The sequence below is a fragment of the Streptococcus sp. A22 genome (assembly GCF_043674215.1).
Classification (GTDB): Bacteria; Bacillota; Bacilli; order Lactobacillales; family Streptococcaceae; genus Streptococcus; species Streptococcus suis_V.
Genome location: NZ_JBIMJQ010000019.1, coordinates 1 through 16,579, shown reverse-complemented (window position 1 = coordinate 16,579; position 16,579 = coordinate 1). Strand labels below are relative to the sequence as shown.

The 16,579-nt window shown below is 46.9% G+C and carries 21 protein-coding genes; 19 read left to right on the top strand and 2 right to left on the bottom strand.

All coding sequences use genetic code 11. The features are described 5' to 3' along the window. Positions 1–36: 36 nt before the first annotated feature. The gene (locus ACHBHN_RS08105; protein WP_105160683.1) at positions 37–1,353 is read right to left on the bottom strand and encodes a DUF2974 domain-containing protein; all 1,317 of its coding nucleotides are present in this window, start codon (positions 1,351–1,353) and stop codon (positions 37–39) included. 98 nt (positions 1,354–1,451) lie between these two features. Between ACHBHN_RS08105 and ACHBHN_RS08100 the strand changes: the two genes are divergently transcribed. The 18 genes from ACHBHN_RS08100 (at position 1,452) to ACHBHN_RS08015 (ending at position 15,143) form a co-directional block, all read left to right on the top strand. Further along, the gene (locus ACHBHN_RS08100; RefSeq protein ID WP_105123205.1) at positions 1,452–2,135 is read left to right on the top strand and encodes a response regulator transcription factor; all 684 of its coding nucleotides are present in this window, start codon (positions 1,452–1,454) and stop codon (positions 2,133–2,135) included. Further along, on the top strand, positions 2,128–3,108 hold the full coding sequence (locus tag ACHBHN_RS08095) for a sensor histidine kinase (RefSeq protein WP_105137779.1): 981 nt from the start codon (positions 2,128–2,130) through the stop codon (positions 3,106–3,108). The genes ACHBHN_RS08100 and ACHBHN_RS08095 overlap by 8 nt, the downstream gene beginning before the upstream one ends. A gap of 210 nt (positions 3,109–3,318) precedes the next feature. Continuing rightward, positions 3,319–4,077: an ABC transporter ATP-binding protein gene (locus ACHBHN_RS08090; RefSeq protein ID WP_394733914.1), complete on the top strand. Its 759-nt coding sequence runs from the start codon at positions 3,319–3,321 to the stop codon at positions 4,075–4,077. A 1-nt stretch (position 4,078) separates the two neighbouring features. Then, positions 4,079–6,082, top strand: coding sequence for an FtsX-like permease family protein (locus ACHBHN_RS08085; RefSeq protein ID WP_105137781.1), 2,004 nt, complete (start codon positions 4,079–4,081; stop codon positions 6,080–6,082). A 288-nt stretch (positions 6,083–6,370) separates the two neighbouring features. Continuing rightward, entirely contained in the window at positions 6,371–6,673 is a 303-nt protein-coding gene (locus ACHBHN_RS08080) for a PadR family transcriptional regulator (protein WP_394733913.1), read from the top strand. A 16-nt stretch (positions 6,674–6,689) separates the two neighbouring features. Next, positions 6,690–7,484 carry a hypothetical protein gene (locus tag ACHBHN_RS08075; RefSeq protein WP_394733912.1) on the top strand — a complete coding sequence of 265 codons (795 nt, stop codon included), beginning with the start codon at positions 6,690–6,692 and terminating at the stop codon, positions 7,482–7,484. 46 nt (positions 7,485–7,530) lie between these two features. Further along, a complete protein-coding gene (locus ACHBHN_RS08070; RefSeq protein WP_394733911.1) occupies positions 7,531–8,355 on the top strand; it encodes a class I SAM-dependent methyltransferase in 825 nt (274 codons plus the stop codon). Between the two features lie 3 nt (positions 8,356–8,358). Then, positions 8,359–8,595 (top strand): DUF2829 domain-containing protein, encoded by a 237-nt coding sequence (locus tag ACHBHN_RS08065; RefSeq protein WP_004194840.1) that lies wholly within the window; start codon positions 8,359–8,361, stop codon positions 8,593–8,595. Continuing rightward, complete coding sequence (locus tag ACHBHN_RS08060) at positions 8,588–9,286, top strand: 3-oxoacyl-ACP reductase (protein ID WP_394733910.1); 699 nt, start codon at positions 8,588–8,590, stop codon at positions 9,284–9,286. The genes ACHBHN_RS08065 and ACHBHN_RS08060 overlap by 8 nt, the downstream gene beginning before the upstream one ends. Continuing rightward, positions 9,283–9,663 (top strand): hypothetical protein, encoded by a 381-nt coding sequence (locus ACHBHN_RS08055; protein WP_394733909.1) that lies wholly within the window; start codon positions 9,283–9,285, stop codon positions 9,661–9,663. The genes ACHBHN_RS08060 and ACHBHN_RS08055 overlap by 4 nt, the downstream gene beginning before the upstream one ends. Continuing rightward, positions 9,660–10,250: a DJ-1/PfpI family protein gene (locus ACHBHN_RS08050; RefSeq protein ID WP_394733908.1), complete on the top strand. Its 591-nt coding sequence runs from the start codon at positions 9,660–9,662 to the stop codon at positions 10,248–10,250. The genes ACHBHN_RS08055 and ACHBHN_RS08050 overlap by 4 nt, the downstream gene beginning before the upstream one ends. A 127-nt stretch (positions 10,251–10,377) precedes the next feature. Beyond that, positions 10,378–10,923 carry a GNAT family N-acetyltransferase gene (locus ACHBHN_RS08045; RefSeq protein WP_394733907.1) on the top strand — a complete coding sequence of 182 codons (546 nt, stop codon included), beginning with the start codon at positions 10,378–10,380 and terminating at the stop codon, positions 10,921–10,923. Then, positions 10,923–11,363 (top strand): ASCH domain-containing protein, encoded by a 441-nt coding sequence (locus ACHBHN_RS08040; RefSeq protein WP_394733906.1) that lies wholly within the window; start codon positions 10,923–10,925, stop codon positions 11,361–11,363. Before ACHBHN_RS08045 ends, ACHBHN_RS08040 begins: the two co-directional genes overlap by 1 nt. Positions 11,364–11,562: 199 nt before the next feature. Continuing rightward, on the top strand, positions 11,563–11,874 hold the full coding sequence (locus ACHBHN_RS08035; RefSeq protein WP_394733905.1) for a hypothetical protein: 312 nt from the start codon (positions 11,563–11,565) through the stop codon (positions 11,872–11,874). 301 nt (positions 11,875–12,175) lie between these two features. After that, complete coding sequence (gene glmU / locus ACHBHN_RS08030; protein ID WP_172010054.1) at positions 12,176–13,558, top strand: bifunctional UDP-N-acetylglucosamine diphosphorylase/glucosamine-1-phosphate N-acetyltransferase GlmU; 1,383 nt, start codon at positions 12,176–12,178, stop codon at positions 13,556–13,558. 9 nt (positions 13,559–13,567) lie between these two features. Continuing rightward, entirely contained in the window at positions 13,568–14,113 is a 546-nt protein-coding gene (locus ACHBHN_RS08025; protein ID WP_172010053.1) for an NUDIX domain-containing protein, read from the top strand. A gap of 8 nt (positions 14,114–14,121) precedes the next feature. After that, positions 14,122–14,445: a cell wall synthase accessory phosphoprotein MacP gene (gene macP / locus ACHBHN_RS08020; protein ID WP_172021571.1), complete on the top strand. Its 324-nt coding sequence runs from the start codon at positions 14,122–14,124 to the stop codon at positions 14,443–14,445. Between the two features lie 8 nt (positions 14,446–14,453). Next, complete coding sequence (locus tag ACHBHN_RS08015; RefSeq protein ID WP_105123221.1) at positions 14,454–15,143, top strand: 5'-methylthioadenosine/adenosylhomocysteine nucleosidase; 690 nt, start codon at positions 14,454–14,456, stop codon at positions 15,141–15,143. Between the two features lie 26 nt (positions 15,144–15,169). Here the strand turns inward: ACHBHN_RS08015 and ACHBHN_RS08010 are convergent, their stop codons facing one another. Next, a complete protein-coding gene (locus tag ACHBHN_RS08010) occupies positions 15,170–15,979 on the bottom strand; it encodes a peptidylprolyl isomerase (RefSeq protein ID WP_394733904.1) in 810 nt (269 codons plus the stop codon). A gap of 122 nt (positions 15,980–16,101) precedes the next feature. On the opposite strand from ACHBHN_RS08010, the gene ACHBHN_RS08005 reads away from it, so the two are divergent. After that, complete coding sequence (locus tag ACHBHN_RS08005) at positions 16,102–16,458, top strand: DUF2500 domain-containing protein (protein ID WP_105110993.1); 357 nt, start codon at positions 16,102–16,104, stop codon at positions 16,456–16,458. Positions 16,459–16,579 lie beyond the last annotated feature (121 nt).

The window sequence follows — 16,579 nt, the reverse complement described above, 5'->3', positions numbered from 1 at the left end:
ACATCAAATATAATAGAAAAAACTAGCTTTTCCAGGCTAGTTTTCTTTGTCTTTCTTATCGCTTGGTCCTCTCAACCAGTCGTTCCAATCCGGGAATTTGAAGTTGGGTACTCTGAGAAAATCGTCCGGCTGGACCTTCCTTCTATCGTTCACATAGTTTTCTGTGTTGTTTTTAAAACCAGGAACCTTCAATTCAGGACTAGGAAAATGGAGGGAGAACTGAGGCAATTTGAAATTGGTATGAGGAAGGTTTTGGTAGATGCCTTCCAGCCAGATTTTATAGCGGGTGTCAATTAGTAAGCGGCTCAATTTGTCCAACATCTGGGCCTTTTCATCTGGCAATTCCTTGCGCAGTCGGTCGATTTCCTGCAATTTTTGGAGGGGGTTGACGGTCAAGTCCGCTAGTTTTTCAATACCAGCCTCCATGATGAGCCCGAAGAAGAGGTCGAAAAATTCCTGTAATTCCTCCTCTGTCAGGCTGGCTGTCCAGGTTTTGAGGGTTTGGTCAACCTGCAAGCTATCCTCTGTTAGTGCTGGAGCAGGCTTGAAGTCGTTGCCGTTAATTTCCCAGGAAAAGCTAATATGCTGGAGGAGACCAATGGTATTGCTCTGGACGATTTGAACATGGTCAGGAGTTTCCAGCATCATACCGACCACAGAATTTTGCGGGATAATGGGGTGGATCCGATCAGCAAGCATCAGGTAGCTCGGACTTTCCAGGTGTTTCTTATGGAGTCCAGGAGCATCGTAGGGATAGACCTGTAAAATCCGTTCCTGCAAGTCAGCCGCAAGCTTGCTGCTGGCATAGAGTGCCAGGTTGCCCCCCTTGGAGTGACCAGAGATATAAAACAGTCCTGGCTGGCTCTCTATCAGCCCTTCCAAGTATTCCTTGGCGGACTTTTGGGCAGGAATCTCCTCCATGTAGGTCATGTGGAAATCTTCCTTCCAGCCGATAATGGTATCATCTGTCCCCCGGAAGCAGGTGACAATGGTCTGCCGGTCTAGGCGGTAGCTGATGACCGCAAACTGTTTCTGCAGGTCCAATTCATATTGGTCGACATAGGCAAAGGCCCGTAGATGCTTGAAGCGCTTGGCCTGGGCTAGCAACTGAAACATGGCTAGTCGGCTCTTTGTCACCATAGAAAAAGGTGGGAATTCATCCTGGTATTTAGCTGCGAAATCTTCTGCTAATTGGTCGATTCGGACGCCTTTTTCAGTAAAGTCAGCTGGGACTAGACTGTCGAAGGGCAGATAGGCTAGCTCGGTCAGGGCCAAAATATCTAGCTTATTGAGCGGCCGATCATAAAAACTATCGAATTGACTTTCTTTTAGGTAATCAAGTAGGTTTGCCATAGTAGTCTTAGTATAGCGGATATTGTGGAAAATGACAAATTTGAAAGGTTTCTGGAGCGATTTTACGATATAATAATAGTATAGCCAAGGAGGTCCCTATGCAAAAGATTCTATTGATAGAAGACGATAAGGTCATCAGCCAGCTGGTGGCCAAGAATTTACGAAATTGGAGCTATGAGGTGGAGGAAGTGGCTGACTTTCAGGATATTCTCAGCCAGATTGACCGCTTTCAGCCACACTTGATTCTCCTGGATATCGGTTTGCCCTTTTTCAACGGTTACTATTGGTGCCAGGAAATTCGCAAGACCTCCCGCATTCCGATTATGTTTTTGTCCTCTCATGACCAGCCCATGGACATTGTCATGGCCATTAACATGGGGGCTGATGATTATGTGACCAAGCCCTTTGAGATGACGGTCCTCTTGGCCAAGATACAAGGCCTGCTCCGTCGGACCTATGATTTTGTTGGTGAGCAGAGCCTGCTCTGGTTTGGAGAGATTTCCCTTGACCTTAAAACCATGCAGGTTCAGTACGACCAGAAGGTGGAGGAGTTGACCAAGAACGAATTTCAGATTTTGCGGGTTCTTTTCGAGCATGGTCAGGAAGTGGTCAGCCGGGAGGAGCTCATGCGCCAGCTCTGGAATAGCGATATTTTCGTAGATGACAATACCTTGTCTGTCAACATGGCCCGCCTTCGGAAGAAGTTGGATGAACTGGGGCTACCGGGCTTGATTGCTACCAAGAAAGGGGTCGGCTACGGCCTGGTGAAAGCTCATGACTAGAGAAGATTATCGGCTCTTTCTGACCAGCTGGATCCGCCACCGCCTGCCCTATCTCCTGGCCTACCCGGCCCTGGCCCTCTTCATCTACGGCCTCAGTTACCTCTTTGAGCTGGACCGCCCCCTCATCTCCTATGGTCTCTTGCTCCTGAGCCTGGTCTGGCTCTTGGCATTAGGCTGGGACTTGTTGGCGGATGTTTCTCGCTTTGGTAAATACTGGCGTGGCCAGCAGGCGGCATCAGGCAGCCCAGCAGAGCGGTATTTGCAGGAAAAGGTCCAGCAGTTAGAAGCCCAAAACAAGCTCTTGCAGGAGCAGCAACTTCAAGCCAAGACCGAATTGGACGACTACTATACCCTCTGGGCCCACCAGATGAAGATTCCTATCGCTGCCAGTCAGCTCCTGGCCAAGGAAATCGACCAGCCAGACATCCGTTACCAGCTGGAAAATCAACTTTTCAAAATCGAGCAATACACAGGTCTGGTCCTCAATTATCTCCGCCTGCAATCCTTCCATGACGACCTGGTTATTGAGCGGGTGGACCTGGAAGAACTGGTCAAGAGCCTGATTAAAAAATATTCCCTCTTTTTCATCCAGGCCAGAACCAAGCTGGATTTGGGAGACCTATCGCGAGTCCTAAAGACAGACAAACGCTGGCTGGGTCTCTTGATTGAACAAGTCCTCTCCAATGCCCTCAAATATTGTGAGAATGGGACCATTTCCATTTTCCTAGACGGTCATGACCTGGTCATTCGAGATACGGGTCTGGGGATTGCGGAGAGTGACCTGCAGCGGATATTTGAGCGTGGTTTTTCAGGTTTCAACGGTCGTAGAACCCAACAGTCTTCGGGCCTTGGGCTTTATCTCTCTAAGAAAATCGCTGCGGAGCTGGGCTATTCCCTCACCCTAAAATCCAAGCTAGGCCAAGGCACTGAAGTTCGGATTGGGATAAAAGAGACAGAACTGGCCTTGGATTAAGTGACAATTTTGTAAGGCAAATGAAAGTTTGGGCTATGGCAGGTCTTGGGTTGAAACTGTAAAATGGGATTATAAAAATAAGAACTTGTATTCACAGTTCGGTACCTGATTTAAGGATAGTTTGCTGTCCCTCATAGCCCTTGATTAGCAAAAACTATCACTTATCTCAATGACCGCACTTGTGAATACAGTTTCCAAAGGAGAAGTATCATGGTTCTACTAGACGTGCAACATGTACAAAAGATTTATAGTTCTCGGTTTATGGCGGGGCAGGTCGAGGCTCTCAAGGATATCCATTTTACGGTGGAGGAGGGCGAATACCTGGCCATCATGGGTGAGTCAGGTTCTGGTAAGACCACCCTGCTCAATATCCTGGCAACCCTGGACAAGCCCACTCAGGGGAAGGTCCTGCTCAAGGGGGTGGATACTCAGGCTATCAAGAGTAAGGAGGCGTCTGCCTTTCGTCGGGAGAAACTGGGCTTTGTCTTTCAGGATTTCAACCTGCTGGATACCTTGTCTGTCAAGGACAATGTCCTCCTGCCCTTGGTCCTGTCCCAGTACCCGATTGATGAGATGAATAAGCGGCTGGTCCATACCCTAAATAGTCTGGAAATTGCGACCTTGCAGGACAAGATGCCCTACGAGATTTCCGGTGGTCAGCAGCAGCGGGTAGCGGTGGCGCGTGCCATTATTACCCGACCGGATTTACTGCTGGCGGATGAGCCGACAGGAGCCCTAGATTCCAAGTCATCTGCCACTTTGCTGGACATTTTTGAGCAGATTAATCAGGCAGGGCAGACCATTCTCATGGTGACACACTCCGTTGCGGCAGCCAGCCGGGCCAAGCGGGTCCTCTTTATCAAGGACGGCATCCTCTACAATCAAGTCTATCGTGGCGACCGGACTAGCCAGGAAATGTATCAGGTTATTTCAGATACTCTGACCCTAATGGCGAATCGAGGTGAGTAATATGCTGGGACTAAGTTTACGATTGGCCCTGACCAATCTGCGGAAAAACCACACTATCTACCTGCCCTATGCCATCATGACCGTCCTGTCCACCGCCATCTCCTATATCTTCGCCTCCCTGGCCTTTCATCCCCAACTTGGCCAAGTCAAGGGGGCCAACGGAGTCATCCAGGTGCTGGGCTTTGGCATGATTGTGGTCATGATTGCTGTAGCCATTATGATTATCTACGCCAACGGCTTTGTCATGAAACAGCGGTCCAAGGAGCTGGGTCTCTACAGCATCCTAGGTCTGGAGAAAAAGCACCTGCTCTTCATGAATTTCCTGGAAAATCTAGTCTTTTCCCTCCTGTCCATCTTCCTAGGCTTACTTTTGGGAATGGCCTTGGACAAGCTATTTTATGCCATTCTCCTCAAAGCCATGCAAATGCCAGTGATTCTTGTGTCCACATTTCAGCTGTCAAATGTCTTTCTGGTGACAGCCTATCTCCTGGCTATCTTCTTCCTGGTCAACCTATTTAACGCTGGCAAACTTGGCATGACCGACTCGCTCCAGCTGGTCAAGGATAGAAAGAGCGGAGATAAGAAGAACAAGTTCCTCTGGCTTCAGACCCTAGTTGGTTTGGGCTTGCTGGTGGCAGGTTATACCATTGCACAGACAGTGACATCGCCGATCAGTGCCATTCCAGGTTTCTTTGGAGCGGTTTTGCTGGTCATTCTCGCCACCTATCTGCTCTTTAATGCAGGCATCATCAGCTGGCTCCATTGGCTGAAAAAACGCCAGACCTATTACTACAAGCCGGCTAACTTCATTTCGATTTCCAATCTGGTCTTCCGCATGAAGAAGAATGCCATGGGTCTTGCGACCATTACTATCCTATCTACCATGTTTCTAGTGACCCTGGTTGGGGGACTCAATATTTATATCGGTGGGAAGGATTATGTGAACAAGCAAAATCCCCATGATTTCTCCTTGGATGTAGGAATTGTGAATCAGCTTGAACAGGACCAGGTACCGGCATTGGCAGATCAGCTGATGGAAAATACAGGCATAGCAGTCAAGGACCGTGTGCGCTACGACTACAAGGAAGTTCAACTTTCTAAGGTGACCGACCAGACCCTGCAGGTCCTGTCAGAAGAAGAGGTTGCACAGATTGGTTTTGAGGATGATTTTGGCTATGCAGCCATTTTGGATGAAGCAACCTATCAAGAAATGACAGGTCAGTCTCTGGGGCTAGGTTCGGACCAAATCGCTATCTTTAGCCCAATGACTACTTTTACAAGTGGTCAAATACTATCCTTTGCCAATAAAGACTGGCAGGTTGGTCAGGTTTTCAGCAAAAACCCAGTGGAGGGGCATATTCCATTTCATCTTTCAGAAGTTCTGCCCAAATTTCTTATCCTAATCGTCAAGGACAGGAATAGTATAGAGGTTGACGGGATTGAACATACCTATCTAGGTTATACATCTAGTCTATCGGAAGAAGAGCAGGTTGCAGTCCAGGAATTATTCCTTTCAAGCACTTTTGAAAATCAGCTTTGGTCAGATAGTTTAACAGATGGTTTTTCATCCATTAGTTTAGGTTATCGCGCTTGGAGCATACGGAATTACTTCAGCTTTGCGGGTTCGCTCTTCTTTATCGGCCTGCTCCTGTCACTAGTCTTTCTCATGGCGACAACCCTGGTTATCTACTTCAAGCAGATTTCAGAGGCTCACGAGGACAGAAGTCGCTTTGTCATCATGCAAAAGGTCGGCCTTGACGAGCTACAAACCAGACAGTCCATTCGCAAGCAATTGCTGACAGTTTTCTTCCTGCCTATCCTACTTGCCTTTGTCCATCTATCCTTTGCCTACAAGATGCTATCGTCTATCTTGTTGTCTATCGGTGTGGTCAATGCAGAGCTGATACTGCAAGTGACTCTGGCTATCTGTGTGGGCTATCTGCTGGTTTATCTGCTAATCTATGCTATTACCACAGGAGCCTATAAGAAAATCATTCACCTGTAAACTTGGGGGCAACCTCAAGTTTTTTATTTTTAAATTTTTTGAAAATCTTCACTAATTTGCTTTACATACTAGTTGAGTTGTGTTACACTATAGATACAATCTAATAGGTAAAACAAACTAGTAGGGCATTGTGAAAACGAGTCAAATAATTGGGATCATTTTTATTGTGAATGCATTTGTTGTAGGTTTTCTTACGAAATCGTGGCTTATAGGTATTCCAATGGCGGTCGTTGGTCTGTGTTACCTAACAGACCTTGTTTCAGATGATGAAAAAAAGTGGAGAATCTTGTGAGAGAAACGCAATTATTAAAAGGTGTCTTGGATGGCTGTGTATTACAAATTATCAGCCAGAAGGAGATTTATGGCTATGAATTGGTCCAAAAGCTAAGACAGTCAGGATTTGAAAACATGGTTGGCGGTACAGTTTATCCCCTCTTGCAAAAATTAGAGAAGCATGGTTATATCCTTGGAGAGATAAAACCATCTTCGGATGGGCCCGATAGGAAGTATTTTTATCTGACAGACCAGGGCAAAGTTTATTTAGAAGATTTCTGGAGCCAATGGACGGAATTGGTTCAAAAGGTTCAGTGATTGAAAGGAGAGTAGGATGTTGAAGCACATGGAATACCGTAAGCAAATTGAGGTGATTGAAGACCAACTGACCAAGGAAAATAAGGAGTATATGGGCCGAATCAATGGCTACATGATGATTACCTCGATCTTCCACAGGCAGGAAGAAGCTGTGACTGCCCAGCTTTTATCCATTTACCAAGATGTTCTGGAAGCCCAAAAAGCCGGGCTTTCGGCCGAGGAATTCTTAGGAAAAGATAGCAAGCAGATGGCGGATGATTTGTTGAACTATTTGCCTCCGATTGGAGTCAAGGAAGTTGGTCGCCTGGCAGGGCTTGTCTGGCTGGTATACGTCGGCAGTCAATTTCTTATTGAATTCGCAGGATCAGGCACAGTCCAATTTAACTGGTTAGCTCTGGTGTGTGATAGTTTGCTGGCCTTTCTATTGCCGGCTGGCATCATGCTCTTGTTACGGAACTTGATTTACCAAACTTCTAAGCTGAAGATTTGGGCGACCTATATTGGTTTTCCACTGGTCTATGTAGCAATTTTGGTCGGTCGTTTCATCCTATTGCCGGATGGTACAGACATCTCTTTGACTGGTTGGACAAGCCTGATTCCAGTCCTCCTCATTGGTCTCGCTCTGCTATTCTTCCAAAAGGAAAAGTTGGTCCGCTATGTCTTTTTACCGACTTATCTTTTTATAGTGTTGAGCGGAGTCGTACATATGACTATGACCGTTCCGGTTTGGCTTAATCTGATTTTGCTCATTCTGCCAGCTATGGCCTTTTGGATTGGAACTGCGGTTTTGTTGGTGAGAAAGAGACAGTAAAGGATTGATATTTTTGGTATAATAAAGAAAAATAGGAGGTGCCTATATGGAGTTTGAGGAAATTCTTCGCATCGAAGACGATTTGCAACGCAATGATGCCTTGTATTCTGTTTTTAACGAGGATGAGCGGTTGGTCAGTCAAGCTGGACAGGTTGAATTTTTGACAACTTTTCGTGAGTTGGAAAAGTATGTGACGGACCAGTCTAAAATATTGGACATCGGAGCAGGGACGGGAGTTTATTCTTTTCCTCTTGCAAAGATTGCTAGGGAAGTAGTCGCACTAGAGCCTGCTACTCGAAACTACCAAAGATTGACAGAAAAGATTGCGGCTAGCCAGCTAACCAATCTAGAAGCCCAGCAGAAAAGCTCCTTGGAACTGGAAGAGTTTCCCAGCGGATATTTTGACATCGTTTTACTGTTCGGACCGCTCTACCACCTATCGCAAGTAGCAGACCGTGAGGAGACCCTCCGCCAAGCCAAGCGACTTCTGGCACCAGGAGGCAAGCTGTTCATCGCTTTTATCAATCATGACATGATACCGATGACAGAAACTGCTCGCAATCCCTACTATCTAACGGCTCAAGACAGCGGTTTTCAGGCAGAGAAAGGACGCGTCAAGAATAGGCCTTTTGTGTTCTTTACCCTGAAGGAGTGTCAAGAAATGCTGGAACAAGCTGGTCTGTCTATTCTTTCTATCCTTGCCACTGACGGATTTGCTGAAATGCTGGCTCCCCAGATCAATGCTATGGACCAGAGGACCTATCAGACCTATCTGGACTGGCATTTTGCTCACTGCAAGGATTCCCATTTACTCGGAGACAGCAACCATTTTCTATTTATTTGCCAAACAGACGAATTCACAAAGGAGTAAACCATGACATTTGAAGAGATTTTACCGGGCTTAAAAGCCAAGAAAAAGTACGTACGCACAGGCTGGGGCGGAGCGGAGAACTACGTCCAGCTCTTTGACACCATCGAGGTCCACGGGCAAAAGCTGGAGGCGACGCCCTATTTCCTCATCAACGTGACCGGCGAGGGTGAGGGCTTTTCCATGTGGAGCCCGACCCCCTGCGACGTTCTAGCGACCGACTGGGTAGAAGTCCATGACTAAGACAGCCCTCATTACCGGCGTTTCCAGCGGCATTGGTCTAGCACAGGCTAAGATTTTTTTGGAAAATGGCTGGCGTATCTTCGGGATTGACCAGGCCAGCAAGCCTGATTTGGCAGGCGATTTCCACTTTCTACAGTTAGACCTGACAGGCGATTTATCGCCTGTATTTGACTGGTGTCAGGAAGTTGATTTGCTCCTTCACACGGCTGGCGCTTTGGACGATTATAAGCCTCACTTGCAAGTCACCGATGAAGCATTAGAGCAACTCTTCGCCGTCAACTTTTTCTCGGTGACTAGACTGACCCGCCCCTATTTGGAAAAAATGGTGGCTAGAAAATCGGGGACCATCATTACCATGTGTTCCATTGCCTCTAGTCTGGCTGGTGGCGGCGGTTCTGCCTATACAGCCTCCAAGCACGCTTTGGCAGGTTTTACCAAGCAGTTGGCATTGGACTATGCCAAGGACAAGGTCCAGGTGTTCGGCATTGCACCGGGCGCGGTTCAGACAGGTATGACGGCTGCCGATTTTGAACCGGGAGGCTTGGCGGATTGGGTAGCAGACCAGACCCCTATCGGACGCTGGTCCCAACCCAGCGAAATCGCAGAGCTGACCTTCATGTTGGCTACTGGCAAACTTGCCTCCATGCAAGGCCAGATAATTACCATTGATGGTGGTTGGAGTTTGAAATGATGAAAAATGTTTTACTAGGCTTGGTCAAGACCATGCTTGTTCCCATAGTCTTGTTGCTAATTACAAAATTCTGGTGGGGCTGGCCCAGCGCCTTGGTTTATTTGCTCATTTTGAATGCCTATCTGATGTCATTTTATCTGTTTGAAGTGCCAAAGCAGCAGTTGAAAAAGAAGTTGGCATTTATCCGATCGGCGCTCTGGTGTCAGTTGATTTTCTTGGCTTTCTTTCTCACCATTGGTCTGCCCAATCGACATGGTCAGACCAGTGAGAGTTTTTGGCAAATGGCCCATCCTGTCAAATTTCTAATCATTGGTTGGGCAGTAGCCAGCGTCATCAGTCTGCTCCTATGGAAGAAAAAGGAAGAAGGTCAGTCATGAAATGTATCGCCTTGGTATTTGAAGATTTTGAAACCTTGGATTTATTTGGTCCGGTGGAATTGTTGGCTGGTATTCCAGCTATTAACTTTTCCTATCAGTCTCTAGCTGGTGGGCTAGTCCGCAATCGTCAGGGGGTAGAAATACTGACTCAGCCTCTTGATTTGACTAGTCCTATTGACGTTTTGCTCCTACCGGGTGGTCGGGGAACCCGTACCTTGGTTGAAAATGAAGCCTTCTTGACCAGCTTAGGACAACTGGCTGAGCAGGCATCATTTGTTTTGTCTGTTTGCACTGGCAGCGCCCTCTTAGCAGAAGCGGGTCTGCTCGATGCTAAGGAGGCGACCAGCAATAAACTTGCTTTTGACTGGGTGACCAGTCAAGGATTAGCTGTCAACTGGAATAGACAGGCGCGCTGGGTCCATGATGGGAAGTATTATACTTCTTCAGGTGTCTCCGCGGGAATGGATATGGTGCTCGGTTTTGTGCGGGACCAATTTGGTCAGGAATTGGCTGAGCAGATTGCCCGACAGGCAGAATATCATTGGCAGGATGACCCAGACAGGGATGATTTTGCTCCTGCCGGGTAATTTGGAAACAAGCAGCTTGGCCGTTGAACTCAGTCTTGAGAAGGTAGAGATTTATTTGGGATGAACTGGTTGCTGCGTAGAGGGCAGATTATCAATAGTTAGAGTTTTGAAATAGGAGAAGATATTTATGCTAGAAACAGCGCGTTTATTGCTCCGTCCTTGGACGGTGGATGATGCGGAGGATCTCTTTGTTCTGGCCTCGGACCCAGAAATCGGACCGCGTGCAGGCTGGCCAGCCCACCAATCCTTAGAAGAAAGTCGGAATATCATCGAAACGGTCTTTGCTCAGTCAGGAACCTATGCTCTTGTGGATAAGGTTTCCGGCAAACCTGTCGGTGCCATCGGTTTGATGATTGGCGGTGGTAGTAAACTGACGACTTCGGACAAGGAAGCGGAGCTGGGCTACTGGCTAGGACGTGATTACTGGGGACAAGGTTTGGTTCCAGAGGCAATCCGAAAACTGCTCTGCCATGCCTTTGAAACCCTAAAATTAGAAACTGTCTGGTGTGGCTATTTTGAGGGCAATGAGCAATCCAGGCGTGCCCAGGTCAAGTGTAGTTTTACCTATCAGCACAAGATGGAGAATGTCGAGTGCCCGCTGATTGGTGAGTTTCGGACGGAGCATGTGACCCGTCTGACCAGAGCTAGTTGGCTAGAAAGTAAAGAAAAATAATGATTCCAACACAATTATGGCAAGAATACTTGACAGTCAATCCGCAGGCGGGCCCTGAGCCAGAGGCTTGGGCTTTTGGTGCGGTACCAGATGAATTAGCAGACCTAGTGGCGCGTGGAATCAAGACGGCAACCAGCTCTGCTTACCCACTTTACGAACTAGAAGGGGAGGAGATTCCACAGACTGGTGGTTACGACATCATTCTGGATAGCCAAGGTAATGCCGTTTGTATTATTAAAACGACAAAAGTTTATGTCACCCCTTTTTCGCAGGTTTCGGAAGAACATGCTTGGAGAGAGGGCGAGGGTGATCGTAGTCTGTCCTATTGGCGTCAGGTTCATGAGGAACTCTTCACCATTTGGCTGGAAGAGGTAGGTCTGACCTTCACTGAAGATATGCTGGTGGTCTGCGAAGAATTTGAATTAGTCTATCCCAAATAGAGAATATATCCGAGTTTGTAGACAAAGTCCCGACTTAGGGCTCACTCCGCTCGCAAAATAAACTTAATTTTTATTTTTCTTAGCAGAGCTACTCAGTTTATTTAACCAGAGTTTAGTTTGTCTACGTTCTGTATTTCCTTGTATTTTTTTGTTGATTTGATATAATAAACATAAATAAAAGATTCACAAGGAGGTCTTTATGGACAAAGAAAAAGTGCTTGGTTTGTTGGACCAGTTGAAACCCATACTGGCTGGTAAGGCAGAGTCAATCGGTGCTGAAACGGCAGAACAGCTGACTGCAATCCTTGACCAGACTCGGGCTGAAGTAGTGCAGGGCGAGGGGATAGCTCTGGGAATAAGTTTGCAGGGCTTGGTTCAAGCTGTTTCCAATGCTAGTCTATCGGGAACAGAACTGCGTTTCACAGACGAGGAAAAATCTGTCTGGGAAGAACTAAAAAGCTTGACAGATAAGGAACGGACAGATATTTTTCGAGGTGTCCACTTGTTTTAACTGTCGGCCAGGAGGATGACCAGATGAAGCGATTATTGATGATGATAGTTATATTTTTGTCCGTCTTTGGTGTGTTTTTCGGACTGCTCGATTTACCAGATAATTGGTTCACTATGTTACTAGCAGTTTTTAGTGCCACTTTGTTATCCGAACTGGACTATAGAAAATGGCTCCATAAATTCTAAAGAGGTTTCGACCTCTTTTTCTTTATCCAATGCAGACTTGATTTTTGCTCTGCCATTTTCCAAAACAATCAAAATTTGCTATAATGGTAGCAGTATCTATGAAAAGAGAGTAAATCATGAGCAATAATTATGCAATTATCCTAGCGGCGGGCAAGGGAACCCGTATGAAGTCAGACCTGCCAAAAGTTCTCCATAAGGTGGCAGGCATCACCATGTTGGAGCATGTCAAGCGAGCTGTGGATGCTGTCAATCCTGCCAAGACCGTGACAATTGTGGGTCACAAGGCAGAATTGGTCCAAGCGGTCCTTGAAGGTCAGTCCGAGTTTGCCCTGCAATCAGAGCAGTTGGGAACAGGCCATGCAGTCATGATGGCGGAGCCAGCTCTAGCAGGTCTTGAGGGCCAGACTTTGGTTATCGCAGGTGACACACCTTTGATTACGGGTGAGAGCTTGAAAAATCTGATTAACTTCCACATCAGTCATAAGAACGTGGCGACGATTTTGACTGCTCAGGCGGACAATCCTTTTGGCTACGGCCGCATTATCCGTAACGCTGACGGCGAAGTTCTGAAAATCGTTGAGCAAAAGGATGCCAGCGATTTCGAACAACAGGTCAAGGAAATCAATACAGGTACCTATCTCTTTGACAACAAGCGTCTCTTCGAGGCTCTCAAGGATATCAACACGGACAATGCCCAAGGGGAATACTATTTGACCGATGTTATTTCTATTTTCCGTCAGGCTGGTGAGAAGGTCGGGGCCTATATCCTCCGTGATTTTGATGAGAGTTTGGGGGTCAATGACCGTATTGCTCTTGCGACGGCGGAAGCTGTTATGCGCAAGCGGATCAATGAAAAACACATGATCAACGGCGTAACCTTTATCAATCCAGATGCGACTTACATTGACATTGACGTAGAAATCGGTGCGGAGGCAGTCATCGAGGCCAATGTTGTCCTCAAGGGCGCAACGACCATCGGTGAGCGGACAGTTTTGACCAACGGCACCCGAGTTCGTGATTCCAAGATTGCAGCGGATGTGGTTATTACAAACTCCGATATTGAAGAATCTGTCATTGAAACAGGCGTGACAGTGGGGCCATTCGCCCATATCCGTCCTCAGTCCATTCTTGGTAAAGATGCCCACGTCGGCAACTTTGTTGAAGTTAAAGCTACGACAATCGGTGAACAGTCCAAGATTGGTCATCTGACTTATCTCGGTAATGCAACCATCGGAAAAGATGTCAACGTCGGTGCTGGTACGATTACAGCCAATTACGACGGGCAACACAAGTACCAGACAGTGATTGGTGATGGTGTATTTGTCGGCTCAAACTCAACCATCATTGCACCGGTAACTGTTGGCGATAATGCCCTCCTAGCAGCAGGTTCAACCATTACCAAAGATGTTCCGACGGATTCGATTGGAATCGGTCGCGGTCGCCAGGAAAATAAAGAAGGCTCTGCCAAACGTTTTCCTTTCCACCCTAGTCAAAAGTAGGAGTTTTTCATGAACTTTGAAGAAAAAACTATTGAGCGGACAGAGATTTTTAAGGGCAAAATTTTTGACGTCGTTGTCGATGATGTTGCCCTGCCAAATGGCGGAACCAGCAAGCGTGAGCTGGTTTTCCACAAGGGAGCAGTCTGTGTGCTAGCTCTGACAACGGAAAGTAAGATTATCTTGGTCAAGCAGTATCGCAAGGCCATTGAACGCGCTATTTATGAAATCCCCGCTGGCAAGCTGGAACTGGGTGAAGAATTTACACAAGAAGATGCAGCCCTGCGAGAATTGGAAGAGGAAACCGGCTATCGGACAGACAAGCTGACCCTCTTGGCAGACTTCTATTCTGCTATTGGTTTTTGTAACGAGCGCATCTATCTTTATCTGGCTGAAAATCTGGTCAAGGTAGAAAATCCCCGTCCCATGGATGAGGACGAGGTCATCGAGCTCTATGAAGTGACCTTAGATCAGGCCCTGGACTTGGTGGCAAGTGGTGACATTTGCGACGCCAAGACCATCATGGCCATTCAATATGCACAACTAATGAGAAAGTAGGTCTAAACATGGGCAAGTCCCTGTTGACAGATGAAATACTAAAACGATTTAAGAAGGGTCAGAAACTGGAAGATACCAGTCAGTTTGGCCATTATAATCCGGATAAGGAAGTCTATTTGGAACCAGATGATTTTCAGGACTATCTGGACGAGGAAGGATACGAGGGCTATGTAGAAGGGCATACCATCCGCATCCCTGTCCAACCCTCGGTTGTTAAAAGTAGACGGATTGAGACCAATAAGCGCGAAGCCTTTCGCAGCAAGGTCAATACAATCTTGTTTTGGGTAGTGATTCTTGTTCTTCTGTTTATCGTAGCGGTTATTTTTTGGTAGGAGAGATTATGAAATTTGGAATTATCGCAGCCATGCCCCAGGAACTCAAGGTTTTGGTGGACTATTTGCAGGAGCCAGTCGAGACAGAAGTGCTTGGCAGAACCTATTATCAAGGCAAACTTGGCCAGCATGAGGTAGTTTTGGTCCAGTCAGGCATCGGTAAGGTCATGTCAGCCATGTCGGTGGCCATTTTGGTGGACCGCTTTGAGGTTGATGCCATTGTCAATACAGGATCGGCTGGTGCAGTGGCAGAGGGCATTTCAATCGGTGATGTGGTAGTGGCTGACAAGTTAGCCTACCATGACGTGGATTTGACAGCCTTCGGCTATGCTTATGGGCAAATGTCAGGGCAGGAACTGTATTTCCCGGCTGACCAGGCCTTGCTTGAGAAGGTGACAGCCGTTTTGGCAGAGCAGGAAATCGACAGCCATGTGGGTCTGATCGCAACAGGAGACAGTTTTATTGCAGGTGCTGATAAGATTGCGGCCATCAAAGGACATTTTCCAGAGGTCCTTGCTGTTGAAATGGAAGGAGCCGCCATTGCCCAGGCAGCAGTCAATCTGAGCAAGCCTTTCTTGGTCATTCGTGCCATGAGCGACACGGCTCAAGGCGATGCTAATATTACCTTTGATGAATTTATCATCCAGGCAGGCGAACGTTCTGCCAAGACATTGATTGCCTTTTTGGAGAAAGATTAAAACCCAGTCGTCGACTGGGTTTTGGTCTATTCTGTCGGGAAGGTGTAGTCTTTCAGGATTTCGATGCTTTCGATTTTCACATCTGTTTTGGGTTTGTCGTTTTCGCCGGTTTCTACAGCGGCGATTTTATCCACAACGTCCATGCCTTCGGTAACTTGACCAAAGACGGTGTGCTTGGTATCCAGGTTTGGATTGCCCCCGTTTTTGTAGGCTTGTAGGATTTTTTCAGGATAGCCTGCGCCAGCCAATTGACCGGACATATCGGTTGTGTTTTGGTTGATGAAGAACTGGCTGCCGTTTGTCCCCGCGCCAGCATTGGCCATGGAAAGAGAGCCACGGATATTGTAGAGGAAGGCAGAAATTTCATCCTTGAAACCATAGCCGGCATCCTTGGTCGTCCCCTTGCCAGCCCAAATGGACTCGCCACCGGTACCATTGCCCAGGGGATCTCCGCCTTGAATCATAAAGTCCTTGATAACCCTGTGGAAAATCGTACCATCGTAGTAGCCTTCTTTGGCGTGGGTCAGGAAGTTTTCCACCGTCATAGGGGCCAATTCAGGGAAGAGCTTGATGGTGATGTCTCCCTCGGTTGTTTTTATCTTGACCAGGGCCTCATTGTCAGCAACCTCTGGGCTCAACTGTGGAAAAACGGCGTCAGGATTGTTGATAGCGTAGGCCAGGTCTTTTTTGAATTTGCTGGCTGCTGTCGAGTCAGAAGTTGTTTGCAGGGTAGAGCTTGAATTAGCCTCTTCAGTGCTGCTTGGTGTCGTTGTTGAGTTGGTGCAGGCTGTCAGTAGGAGGCTGCTAGCAAGGCCTAGAAAAAGTAGTTTTTTCATTTGTGTCATCACTTTCATTTCAAAATTATGCTTCATTTTATCATGATTTTAGTCAATATTCAATTTCCTGGCCATTCAAAATATGATATACTATTCTTATAAATGTAAAAGGAGTATCTACTATGTTTGACAATCTTTTAGGTCCAGGTGGAAGTGTGGATGTAATTATGCTATTCATTTATGCAGTTGCCACCATTATTTTGGGGATTGTTGTCTATCAAATCGTCCGAAATTTTTTGGAATGGCATCGCAATAACCAGTCTCCGGTGGAAATTCGGCAGGCCAAGCTAGTGTCCAAGCGCACTCATGTCTTTGGCAATGAAATGGCTAGGACCAATTACTATGTAACCTTTGAATGGCAGAAGGAGCGCAGGGAATTTCGTGTCAAGCCTGAGGAATATGCCCTACTTGCTGAAGGTGACCAGGGAGAATTGACCTTCCAAGGCAGCCGCTTGCTCCAGTTTAAAAGACAAGATTAGACCAAGGTCCTGCAGTCATCTTCTGGCTAGCAGGAATTTTATTTGGGCTCTTTGTCAACTGTAGTGGGTAGATGAAAAGCTAACACCTAGAGAGGACGAAATTCGTTCTCTCATTTTTGAT

Coding starts and splice junctions, on each gene's coding strand:
- ACHBHN_RS08105 (WP_105160683.1), bottom strand. CDS start 1,353: ATGGCAAACCTACTTGATTACCTAAAAGAAAGTCAATTCGATAGTTTT.
- ACHBHN_RS08100 (WP_105123205.1), top strand. CDS start 1,452: ATGCAAAAGATTCTATTGATAGAAGACGATAAGGTCATCAGCCAGCTG.
- ACHBHN_RS08095 (WP_105137779.1), top strand. CDS start 2,128: ATGACTAGAGAAGATTATCGGCTCTTTCTGACCAGCTGGATCCGCCAC.
- ACHBHN_RS08090 (WP_394733914.1), top strand. CDS start 3,319: ATGGTTCTACTAGACGTGCAACATGTACAAAAGATTTATAGTTCTCGG.
- ACHBHN_RS08085 (WP_105137781.1), top strand. CDS start 4,079: ATGCTGGGACTAAGTTTACGATTGGCCCTGACCAATCTGCGGAAAAAC.
- ACHBHN_RS08075 (WP_394733912.1), top strand. CDS start 6,690: ATGTTGAAGCACATGGAATACCGTAAGCAAATTGAGGTGATTGAAGAC.
- ACHBHN_RS08070 (WP_394733911.1), top strand. CDS start 7,531: ATGGAGTTTGAGGAAATTCTTCGCATCGAAGACGATTTGCAACGCAAT.
- ACHBHN_RS08065 (WP_004194840.1), top strand. CDS start 8,359: ATGACATTTGAAGAGATTTTACCGGGCTTAAAAGCCAAGAAAAAGTAC.
- ACHBHN_RS08060 (WP_394733910.1), top strand. CDS start 8,588: ATGACTAAGACAGCCCTCATTACCGGCGTTTCCAGCGGCATTGGTCTA.
- ACHBHN_RS08055 (WP_394733909.1), top strand. CDS start 9,283: ATGATGAAAAATGTTTTACTAGGCTTGGTCAAGACCATGCTTGTTCCC.
- ACHBHN_RS08050 (WP_394733908.1), top strand. CDS start 9,660: ATGAAATGTATCGCCTTGGTATTTGAAGATTTTGAAACCTTGGATTTA.
- ACHBHN_RS08045 (WP_394733907.1), top strand. CDS start 10,378: ATGCTAGAAACAGCGCGTTTATTGCTCCGTCCTTGGACGGTGGATGAT.
- ACHBHN_RS08040 (WP_394733906.1), top strand. CDS start 10,923: ATGATTCCAACACAATTATGGCAAGAATACTTGACAGTCAATCCGCAG.
- ACHBHN_RS08035 (WP_394733905.1), top strand. CDS start 11,563: ATGGACAAAGAAAAAGTGCTTGGTTTGTTGGACCAGTTGAAACCCATA.
- glmU (WP_172010054.1), top strand. CDS start 12,176: ATGAGCAATAATTATGCAATTATCCTAGCGGCGGGCAAGGGAACCCGT.
- ACHBHN_RS08025 (WP_172010053.1), top strand. CDS start 13,568: ATGAACTTTGAAGAAAAAACTATTGAGCGGACAGAGATTTTTAAGGGC.
- macP (WP_172021571.1), top strand. CDS start 14,122: ATGGGCAAGTCCCTGTTGACAGATGAAATACTAAAACGATTTAAGAAG.
- ACHBHN_RS08015 (WP_105123221.1), top strand. CDS start 14,454: ATGAAATTTGGAATTATCGCAGCCATGCCCCAGGAACTCAAGGTTTTG.
- ACHBHN_RS08010 (WP_394733904.1), bottom strand. CDS start 15,979: ATGAAAAAACTACTTTTTCTAGGCCTTGCTAGCAGCCTCCTACTGACA.
- ACHBHN_RS08005 (WP_105110993.1), top strand. CDS start 16,102: ATGTTTGACAATCTTTTAGGTCCAGGTGGAAGTGTGGATGTAATTATG.